Here is a 9,775-nt window from a genome sequence, read left to right as displayed (position 1 = left end):
GGGCTGCCCGGCCTGCTACTGGGTCGACACTCGCCATCCGGCACAGCACGGGAAGCACGGCACGGTGCGACGGCAGCAGCGCGGCGGTGTCGGCAGCGAGAGCCAGCTCACGCCTGCTGCTCGGTCAAATCGGGCATGCAGATCAGCATAGGGAAGGTCGCGTGTCGTCCGCAGCGGAGACAGCCGCGTCCACCCCGCACGATGCCCCAGTTGTGGTGCCCCGGCCCGTCCTCCCGCGCGCAGTCCGCCTGTACGGCGCGCGCCGTTCCGTGTCCCGGTCGCCCTGCGCCCGGCCGTTCCCCCGGGCACGTCGCCCCGGCCTTTCGGCTGACGGCAGGTCATCCGGCCCATGTACTGCGCCATTCCGGCTGTCTCTTTCCGGTGCCGGGCGGCCAGGAACTCCGCGGACGTGGGGATATAGCTCACTTCCGGAACTGTGGGTGCGACCCGGGTTTCCGTGCCGGGCGCCGCGGACGGGGCAGCGAAGGGGCAGGTGCGGCCGGATGCCGAGTCGGGTCGACGGCGGCAACATCTGTGTTCTCACTGGTGTGGAGCGGTACGCCTGCGTGCCTGGTTCCCGCCACCGCCACCCGCCCGCAAGCCTCGTACGGCAACGTGTACCGTCGGTGGTGCAATGGCAGGGATCCGACGGGCTCGAACGTCTCTGCGAGCACCTGGCGCCAGAGCACGGTTTAGTCGAAGGCGTGGACGATGCTCTCGATGATGGCGTGCACGCCGCTCCAGTCGCCGCCGCACTGTCCTTTCCGGGCTGCTTGGAGCTTTTTACGGAAGGCATTCTGCGCTAGCTTTTTGTGCTGGCCGGAAATAACGCCGTGACGGTGCTGCGCTGAGGGATCATATTCTTCCAGATATACGGGAGCGAGTTCGCCGCCGACGGTCAGGAGCTCCTCCCCGAAGTACATCTCCATTGAGCCGGCCACACCGTTGACGTCGGCCAGTGATGTGATCGAGGAAGCCGGATGGATGGTCGGGTAACTGGTCAGCAGGGGTAGCTCCGGGTAATGAAGCACTCGGCAGTTCGCTGGAAGCCTCTGCCTTTTGATCTTGGCGAGAGTCTTGTGCGCGGCTCCGTCGTTGTCGGCGATGGCCACGAAGCGGTTGACGACGCCGGCCGCGATGAACGCGTTGACCATGCGCGCAAGAGCGCCGACCCCGGCCTCTGCGTCTGTGCCGGCGTAATCGATGAAGTTGACGAACCCTTCGAGGTGCGGGTGGGTGATGCGCATCGCTTCAGTCAGGCGCCGGGAGTCAGTGCTTCCCTCGGTCAGCACGATCAGCGGGGCGTCGGTGGGCAGAACAGCAAGCTGACGCTCGCGTGACGGCCCGGCGACGGGCTCGACGGGGTCAAGATGTACACAGCAGCCGGTCAGCCCGCCGAGGTCAAGCCCGACCCGTGTCTGGTCGGAAGCCTGGTCGACGATCAGCCGTATGAGGCAGCGCTCGCCCATGTACCAGCGAAGGTCTTCGACGTCAGCAACGGTGTCGATGAACTGCTGCTCGTAGTCGAAGTACTCCTGGCCCGTGGTGAACGAGCTCTCGGGCCGGTGTGGCCTGATCGCCTCGCCGATGGCTGCCAGCAGCTGCTCAGGCTCACGCGGTGGCCGCAGGAGGGTCTCGATCACGGTCTCGCCCCGTACCTGCTGTTCCCGGAGGGGGCTCTGGCGCTCGTATACCGCGCGCCACTGGTCGATCCCATCCGCCATGGCAGCGAGGGCAACCTGGGTGGTGAAGCCCTGAACGTTCAGCCGCTCTTGCAGAGCGCGGGCGGTCGTGTAGTAGCCCAGCGACGGGCCGGTCCAGCCCCACTCGTCGTCGGGGACGAGCTCGCTGTCGTCCGCGGGGGTGAATGCGCGGTCGGTCTCGCTGAATAGCGCCGCCAGTTCCTCGTCGTAGTGGTTGCGTGTGTAGAGGAACTGGCAGTCGCCGACCACAAGGTACGAGTAATGCCCCATCGGTACAGCATCCCCCATCGGGGTCGGGGCGTTGACTGGATTTCGAGGAGACGACAGCGACATGCTGCACATGCCCGTCGGCCGCGCGCCGCTCGTCCCGCCGTCCCCTCCGCTGCCGTTCGTGCCGTCGTTGGCCCGCTGGCGTGCCGAGCCGTCGCCGGGCTGGGCCTGGTGGGACGCAGGGGTGTTGCTGTCCGGCCGGTCCGGGCCTCGTTCCACCGCGTCCGGTATCCAGCCGGGCATCGCTGACCGAGAAGATCTGCCGCTTGCTGACATTCGGCTGGGGCCCTGTTCCGCAGGCTTAGGCCAGCAGGCTGCCCCCTCAGCCCAGCTTGCACTACTCGTCTTGTCGGTCGAGATCGCTACCGTGCTCCCATGGCATCCTCTCCCACCGCATCAACTGGTCTTGTCCCAATTCATATCGGTGCCCAGGATCCTGCCGAACTGCAGGATCTCCCTCCCGACACCAGCGAGTACGCCCGTAAGCGTGCCGAGGCGTCCGCGCGGTATGCCGGTGTCCCCTGGGCTGACAAGGGCGTGGAGCCGCGATGGCTCTACATGGACACCAGCACCTGCGCCGCGGCCATCGACCCCAGCATTTTCCATGGCAGCGGCGGCGAGGAGTTCGAGCGGTTCCTGGCCGGGGCTCGGGCCCGCAGCGAGCCGGCGCTCATCGTGGCCACCTTGGGCGCCGCGGCGCAGGACACCGTTTGGAACGCATTCTCGGGAGTCGGATCCGACAGCCTGAAGTTCCCCGGCTTTTCCGGAGGTATAGCCGGAAAACGTCTGCTGGACGGGGCCAATGCGCAGCTGGCCCAAGGACTGGATCCGGCGGACAAGGATCTCGGCTTGCGCCTGCTGAACCGGCCGCCGGACGCTCCCTGGTGGTCTCTGGCGTTGCAGTCCTTCACGCTGGTCAGCGGCGACGGCAGCGGGAGGCAGGAGACCCGGGCACCGGTCGGGAAGCTCACCCCGATCTTGCTCGACACGGTCGGGGACCCGGTCGCCGTCCGCTGGGTCACCGGCGATGGGAGTCAGATCTGGTACGTGATTCCCTACCCGACTGATTACCAGCAGATCACCGACTGGATCGTACGGCGTGGGCTGCCCGCCCATGTCCCGGCCGCGCTACGGCGCGTACGCGCGCGTCACGTCGTCGACCCCGATCTGGAGACGCCCGCCGAGACGGCTGCGCGAGTGGGCCTGGCGGACTTGGAGCAGCACTATGAGCAGGAGAAGGCGCGCCTGGAGAACGAACTGAACAAGGCCCGGTCGGAAGCGGAACCGGTACGCGAAGGCCTCCTGTACGGGTCGGGGCGTGTTCTGGAGGAGGCGGTCGCCAGCCTCCTGCGTGCCGCCGGGTTCACTGTGACCGACCTGGACAGCGAGGTGGGCGGCCCCCGATCCGCCGACTTCCTCGCGGAGTTCGGCGGGCAGGCATGTCTCATCGAGGTGAAGTCTGCAAGCCGCTCGGCCGGTGAGCGCGAAGCCGTACGCCTGCGCGACCACTTGGAGGCGTGGCCTGAACTACGCCCGGACCAGCCGGTCACGTGCGCCGCCGTCATCATGAATCACCAGTTCAATACGGAACCGGCCCAGCGCTCTCCGGCCGCCTACAGCAACAAGGAATTCCTGGCCGCGCTGCCCTATCCCGTCCTCGCCACCCTGGACCTGTACGAGTGGTGGCGGACCGGGAAGTGGGATGCCATACGGGCAGCCGTGCTCGACCGAGCCGTTCCCGCGCCGGAACAGCCTCGGCCGACCCCGTCCCTCGCTGATGTCCCGCCGGGCCCGCGCCAGACTCGGTCCGATGGGGTATTCGGGCGACTGCGCAGACGCCGGGGCACCGGATGACGTGTGATTCGGCGCGCGCCCCTTCGCATCCAGAACGCGGCATCGATACCTGGCCCCCTCCAACGGTGAACACGGCGATCAGAGGCTGTCCCGCCAGGGGACTTCGCGTTCGGACTTAGGGAGCGCTTGAACGAGGTGCGGGTGCCGCTCCGATCGAGTCCCGGCCTCCGGGCCCGGTCGGCGCGGCGTGTCGCCGTACTTCCGGTCGCGCCCGGGCCGCGGGCCGGTCTGTTCCCCCCCCCCGGTACCGGGTCCGGCCTTGCATTCCGGGCCGTGCCGCCGGCGCCGGACCCCGCGCTTGTCCGCCGCGCGCCTGCGCGGCCCGGCCCGGGTGATGGGCGTCTGCCGACGCGGCTGATGTGCCGCGCCCTCAACGATGCGCGGCATATCGCCTGCGAACGCGCCCGGTGTGGCGGACTAATACCCGCGCCGCTGACCGGCCTCGTGCCGCAAGCCGGCCAATGCAGCGCTCATCGCCGGCACGACCGCGATGCTGAACAACTCGTCCAAGCTGTCGTCCGGGTCGGTGTCCGTCAGACCAAGCCGGTCGTCGGCGCAGGCCGCGTCCAACAGGTTCCGGAACTCTCGTCGTTCCAACACCACGGCGAGGGAGTTGCGTACCGGCTCAAGCCACTCCACCTCCAGGCGAAACAGCGACATACGGCGCAGGGGGAGCAGCCGCCACTCTGTCACCGTGTCGGCGCCATCAGCCGGTGCGTCCGTGTGCAGCAGCCGCAGGAGATCCCCAATGTCGGGGCGGGCCGCCAGATCAAGCACCAGCAGTGCGGGCAGGTCTTCGGACACCACCGCGCGCCGTACCGGCACCGCCCTGGTGAAGAACCGCCGCTGCTTCTGGGGCAGAAGCTCCCCACGGTGCTGACGGACCTGCGCCGTGACGTCCCGGCCATCGACAGCATCACCGACCGGCTCGCCCGGCCCTACGCCGGGCCCGACGGCGTCATCCATGGTGACCTCTGCCCGGACAACATCCTCGTCGCCGACGGAAGGATCAGCGCCGTCATCGACTTCGGCACCTTCACCCTGCTCGGATACCCGCTCTACGACCTCGCGGGAGCCTGCGCTTACTACCGGATGTACGACGACGACCGTGCCGACGTCCGCAACCGCCTTCTCGGAACCGCCGCCCAGGACCTCCCCGCCGACCGGCGCGATGACCTCGCCGACTACCTACACGTGATCGCCCTGCTCAGCTGCGACCTCTACCCCGAGCAGGACAAGCACATCCGGTCCACCGGCTACTACCAGTGGGCCGCCGACGTCCTCAACACCCCCACCGACTGGAAGAGCCGATGACGGCACGTCGCCAGAGCCTCCTCGCCCGCCAGCGCCAGCGCCGACGCTGACGCAACAGCAGCCCCAGCCCAGGCGAAAGCCGCTCCCGACGGCACGCCCCGAGCGGGCCGGTGGCCAGCCGAACCCGAGGATCAACCGGAGACCCGAGACGAGGCCGCCCGGTGGCCGTCCCGTCCAACGACCCGCGGTGCGACCGCAGCTGAGATCATGGAGACCGGTTCGCTTCAGCCGCCCCGCCGGGCGGCGGGAAGAGGGGGTTCGGTGGACGACGGCAGTGTCACGGTGCGCGCGGTGGTGTTCGACTACAAGGCGGTGCTGCGCACCTCCGCCCGCGCGCACGACGGCGTCGCCGAACTGTTGCACTGGCTGGCCGAGCGCGACGTCGCCTGGGTGCTGCTGTCCAGCGACCCGATGGACGCCGCCGGCGCCTGCGCGGCCGTCGGCCTGCCGCAGCCCGCCCTGCACCTGTGCCGAGACGACATCCCCGGCCGGCCCGCGCGCGGCAGCGGCGCCTGGCTCACCAGCGTCGCCGAGGCCCTGGAGCTATACCCCACCCAGCTCCTGCTGGTCGGCACCACCGAGTGGGACTAGTACACCGGCATCCAGGCCGGCGTCGTGTACATCCACGCCCGCTGGGCCAAGGCCAACAAGAAGCCGATCACCTCGCTGCTGGCCGACTGCCCGGACGATGTGCGCGAGCTGCTCGAGCACTACCTCCTGCACGAGCCCACCTGGGCCTACGCCCTCGACGACCAGGACGGCCGCTTCCGCCTCCGCTCCCTGCTCCCCCCGAACGTTTCTTTCCCCAAGGGCGGCGGGCGCACCTTCACCCTCCAGGACGTCTTCACCCGCTCCCACAGCATCGCCCTCGGCGAGCAGGACGCGCGCGACGTCCTCATGCTTAGCCTGCTCCTGTCCGCCTACCTGGAGGGCAACCTCCCCGGCCGCAGCCTGTTCTGCGTCTACCCCAGCAGCAGGCCCGGCCGGGTCAGCGCCCAGCCCGAAGGGTTCCTGGAGAGGGCGAAGGTCGTGGTCGGCTCGTACTACTGCGAGGACCTCCTCGAACGGGTCGTCGCGGCCCCCGACACCAGCCTGGAGCGCTACCGGGCCAGCAGGGGAGAAGGGACGGGGGTGGACATCTCGATCGCCGCCCAGGCCCGCACCGTACGGATCAACCCCGACTACCGGCGCAAGGTGCGCGGCAAGACGGTGATCGTCTTCGACGACTTCACCACCGAGGGCAAGTCGATCGAATGGGCCCGCATCCTCCTGGAGGAGGCCGGGGCGGCCGAGGTGATCGCCCTGACCGTCGGGAAGTACCCCAAGGCCCACACCGCCTACGAGTTGCGCCGCGGCGTCAAGATCGACCCGTTCGACATCAACGATCTCCACCTCGCGGACTTCGTGGCCACCAGCTGCCCCGGCGGCGTGGACGACGGACCGTCCCGGTCGCTGCGGCGAGCCATGCTGGAGTACCTCGACTCCGCCCAATAGCAAGATCAATAGCAGCCGGGGCCCGAGAAACCCGTCGGGCCCGGGCGGCCGGCTCGACGCACCGGTCGGCGCCCCTGCGGGTCGGCTGTCACACCGGTGCGCCATGATGGAGGTGGCCCAAGCACACCGCACCATCCTTCGAACATCCTCGGGCCGCGAGTAGAAGGACTCTTCTTCATGACCGACCTCACTCTCACCGATCAGCACCGCGATTTGCTCGCCCTGTGCGCCGCCCGCGTCGGAGAGCACCTGATCGACTGGAACCTGATCGCGCGCAACGCCCAGACGCCCGACGACCTCGCGGCCCTCCTCGACGGGCGACTGCGCGAGGACGGCACCACCACCGTCCAGCGCAACCGGCCCCTGCTCCAGGAGGCCATCAAGGACCTCGACCCCTTCCGCGCGTGGGTCGACAAGGAGACCGAAGCGGCCCGGAAGGCCGGGGCGCAGCTGGTCACGGTCCTGGACCCCGACTACCCGGCCAACCTGCGCTTGGTCCCCAACCTGCCGCCGTTCCTCTTCTACCGCGGCCAGCTCAGCGACCGCGATGCCCGCTCCATCGCCGTCGTCGGCACCCGCCAGGCCTCCGAAGACGGACTGCGCCGCGCCGCCCGCATGGCCCGCGAGCTCGTCGAGCACGACGTCGTCATCATCAGCGGCCTCGCCAAGGGCATCGACCGCGCCGCCCACGACGCCACCCTGCGCGCCGGCGGCCGCACCGTCGCGGTCATGGGCACCGGTATCGCCGCGCCCGTCTACCCGGCCGAGAACCGCCCCCTGTCCGACGCGATCCTCGAGCACGGGGGAGCGCTGCTGAGCCAGTTCTGGCCGACCTCGCCCCCGGCCCGGTGGACCTTCCCCAAGCGCAACGTCGTCACCTCCGGCACCACGCTCGGCAGCGTCGTCATCGAGGCCTCCAGCACCTCCGGCGCGAAGATGCAGGCCCGCATCGCCGCCGAGCACGGCAAGAAGGTCTTCCTGATCCGTTCCCTGGCCACCAGCGAGCCTTGGGCCGAGAAAATGATCAAGGAAGGGCGGGCCATCCAGGTCTCCCACACCAGCGATATCCTGGACCGCCTCGGCACCGCCGAGAGCGTCCAGCGCGCCAGCGAGCAGCGGCAGCAGCTCGCCCTGGCCGGCCTGTGACCACGCCCCTTCCCCAACCGGCAGGCTTCCCCAACTGCGGCATCTGCGCCTACAGCCTCACCGGCGCCGCCCACCTCTGCTCAGCCTGCGCCCAGAAGACCCTCCAGTCGATCGCCGAGCCGCACTGCCCGGTCTGCTCCCAGGCCGTCGCTCCCGGGCAGCCGTGTGTCAACCGCCTGTGCCGGCTGCCGCTCGCCGAGCGCGGCTTTTCCCGCGTGGACGCGGTCGCCGTCTACTCAGGGGCGCTGCGCGACAAGATCCACAAGCTGAAGTACGACGGGGCACACGGCTGGGCCTTGATCTTCGGCCGTCTGCTGGTCGGCTGGATGGAGACACACCGCGACCGGATGGACGGCGTCGACTTCGTCATCGGCAACCCCACCCACGCCGGCCGCGTCCCGATCCAGCACATCGAGCGGATCATGGACGCGGCATGCAACGAGGACCTCACCCACGCCTTCCCCCTCAGCCCGCCGGGATCCCCGCTCCTTGTTAAGACAGCGGAGACCCCTCGGTCCGCGCGCGGCACGCTGGAGGACAAGCGCCAGGCCGGCCTCGCTCACGCCGCCGCTCTTACCTGGACCGGAGACCGCGCCGCGATCGAGGGCGCCACCATCCTGCTCGTCGACGACGTCCTCACCTCCGGCTCCCAGCTCCAGCACGTCTCACTGCGCCTGCTCGCCTCCGGCGCCGCCGAGGTCCGCGGCCTGGTCCTCGCCCGCGTGCCCTGGGGCAACTGATCACCGCCACCCTGCTGGCCACGCTGGTGCCCCGGCCACACCAGGGCTAGCTCGTCCTGCTGAGAGGAACCCCATGGAGAAGCCCCTCGTCGTCGTCTGAGACGAGTGCTGGGAACTGATGGAGGCCATCGAGAAGGGGACCACCGCGGAAGCCGGCGCCGCTCACCAAGGCATCGGTAAGGAGGAGATCTTGACGGGCCTTCTCCTCCAGACCCGCAAGGGATGCCGCCCCGCCCCGTCACCGGCTAGGGCGCCCCGCACTTGGCGGGCACCCACCCTGCCTCCTGTTCGGCCTGCGGCCCGGCCGCCAGCACCTGCCCCTGGCAGTCCGTCAGGCCGGCCGGCCGACCCACGCCTCGTGCGTCGCCGCGACGAAGTCGTTCTCTCGGAGGCGGCCCCGCAGAATCCCGACGCGGGTCCGCCCCTCCAGCACCTGGAGACCGCTTGCCGACGAGTCCAGCAGCCTCCGGTCGAGCAGCAGCGGCGGACGCTTCCAGGTCCCGCGGTCCCGCCACATCTCCGCGACGCCGACGTGGATGCCCGAGTTGCGCACGCTGACGTAGTGGCCCGGGTGGAGGGCGAACTGCTCAATGCAGCCCGCCTCGGACGGACCGGTCCGCATCGTGCTCAGCTCTTCGGCCGTGACCGCTTCGAATGTCCACACGATCGTGGTGAGGTCGACGTTTCCGTAGTCGCGCTCGAAGGGACCGTGGTCACCGTGGTCGTAGAGGAACTGCTCAACGACGTCGGCCGGCCACTGGAGCGAGGCGATCATGGGATCGGCGCGGAAGGCGTCAAAACTCAGACCGAGGCCGTAGTCGGATCGCCGCCCACCAGACCCGCCCGCCCGCACCACCCCAGGCCTTACCGCTCCACGTCCTGCGAGCATCGTGGCGCGCCGATGCGGTCGGCCGCTTCGGCACCACCCTGGTCGACTCACTCCTGGACAACGCCCGCGCTGCCGCGGCACCCATCCGCGCCCGCCGGAACGGCGCCGTCGTGGACCTCGCAGCATCAGCCGCATACGTCACCGGAGTCGTAGCGGTCATGAAGCAAGGCCGGTTCCGCCACTGGCACCTGCTGGCCGAAGCCCGCCGCCACCTCGCCGGCACACTCCGAGGAACACCCCGACCTGCCGGCCTGGACCACCGCATCGCACAGGAGGCACCGGTCCACTGCCAGGCACTCACCGCCCCCGGAGCCCGAGCCGACCGGACGGTACCGGCCGCCAACCGCCTCTACACCACCCGATCC

General features: G+C 69.5%; 9 protein-coding genes and 1 pseudogene. 7 read left to right on the top strand and 3 right to left on the bottom strand.

The annotated features are described in order from the left end of the window. Nucleotides 1-692: 692 nt before the first annotated feature. Nucleotides 693-2,192 (bottom strand): HEPN/Toprim-associated domain-containing protein, encoded by a 1,500-nt coding sequence (locus PV350_RS40395; protein WP_500338408.1) that lies wholly within the window; start codon nt 2,190-2,192, stop codon nt 693-695. A gap of 156 nt (nt 2,193-2,348) precedes the next feature. Here PV350_RS40395 and PV350_RS40390 point away from each other — a divergent pair, with 156 nt between their 5' ends. Next, nucleotides 2,349-3,827: a hypothetical protein gene (locus PV350_RS40390; protein WP_500338407.1), complete on the top strand. Its 1,479-nt coding sequence runs from the start codon at nt 2,349-2,351 to the stop codon at nt 3,825-3,827. Between the two features lie 417 nt (nt 3,828-4,244). Here PV350_RS40390 and PV350_RS40385 read toward each other — a convergent pair whose 3' ends face one another. Continuing rightward, nucleotides 4,245-4,631, bottom strand: coding sequence for a hypothetical protein (locus PV350_RS40385; protein ID WP_500338409.1), 387 nt, complete (start codon nt 4,629-4,631; stop codon nt 4,245-4,247). On the opposite strand from PV350_RS40385, the gene PV350_RS40380 reads away from it, so the two are divergent. The 5 genes from PV350_RS40380 (at nt 4,551) to PV350_RS40360 (ending at nt 8,521) form a co-directional block, all read left to right on the top strand. After that, complete coding sequence (locus tag PV350_RS40380; RefSeq protein ID WP_500338405.1) at nt 4,551-5,141, top strand: phosphotransferase family protein; 591 nt, start codon at nt 4,551-4,553, stop codon at nt 5,139-5,141. The genes PV350_RS40385 and PV350_RS40380 overlap by 81 nt on opposite strands. A 261-nt stretch (nt 5,142-5,402) precedes the next feature. Further along, a complete protein-coding gene (locus PV350_RS40375) occupies nt 5,403-5,732 on the top strand; it encodes an HAD family hydrolase (protein ID WP_500338404.1) in 330 nt (109 codons plus the stop codon). Between the two features lie 24 nt (nt 5,733-5,756). Next, complete coding sequence (locus tag PV350_RS40370; RefSeq protein ID WP_500338402.1) at nt 5,757-6,635, top strand: hypothetical protein; 879 nt, start codon at nt 5,757-5,759, stop codon at nt 6,633-6,635. Between the two features lie 177 nt (nt 6,636-6,812). Beyond that, nucleotides 6,813-7,781: a DNA-processing protein DprA gene (locus PV350_RS40365; RefSeq protein ID WP_500338401.1), complete on the top strand. Its 969-nt coding sequence runs from the start codon at nt 6,813-6,815 to the stop codon at nt 7,779-7,781. Further along, nucleotides 7,778-8,521 carry a ComF family protein gene (locus tag PV350_RS40360; protein WP_500338399.1) on the top strand — a complete coding sequence of 248 codons (744 nt, stop codon included), beginning with the start codon at nt 7,778-7,780 and terminating at the stop codon, nt 8,519-8,521. The genes PV350_RS40365 and PV350_RS40360 overlap by 4 nt, the downstream gene beginning before the upstream one ends. 331 nt (nt 8,522-8,852) lie before the next feature. On the opposite strand, the gene PV350_RS40355 is transcribed toward PV350_RS40360, so the two are convergent. Then, the gene (locus tag PV350_RS40355; protein WP_500338398.1) at nt 8,853-9,296 is read right to left on the bottom strand and encodes a hypothetical protein; all 444 of its coding nucleotides are present in this window, start codon (nt 9,294-9,296) and stop codon (nt 8,853-8,855) included. Nucleotides 9,297-9,568: 272 nt separating this feature from the next. Here PV350_RS40355 and PV350_RS40350 point away from each other — a divergent pair. Then, nucleotides 9,569-9,775, top strand: a pseudogene (locus tag PV350_RS40350) (hypothetical protein); the annotation flags it as partial.

The organism is Streptomyces sp. PA03-6a (genome assembly GCF_033792765.1).
In the GTDB taxonomy this organism is placed as follows: Bacteria; Actinomycetota; Actinomycetes; order Streptomycetales; family Streptomycetaceae; genus Actinacidiphila.
This window is presented reverse-complemented; position numbering and strand designations above follow the sequence as displayed.

Coding starts and splice junctions, on each gene's coding strand:
- PV350_RS40365 (WP_500338401.1), top strand. CDS start 6,813: ATGACCGACCTCACTCTCACCGATCAGCACCGCGATTTGCTCGCCCTG.
- PV350_RS40355 (WP_500338398.1), bottom strand. CDS start 9,296: ATGATCGCCTCGCTCCAGTGGCCGGCCGACGTCGTTGAGCAGTTCCTC.
- PV350_RS40390 (WP_500338407.1), top strand. CDS start 2,349: ATGGCATCCTCTCCCACCGCATCAACTGGTCTTGTCCCAATTCATATC.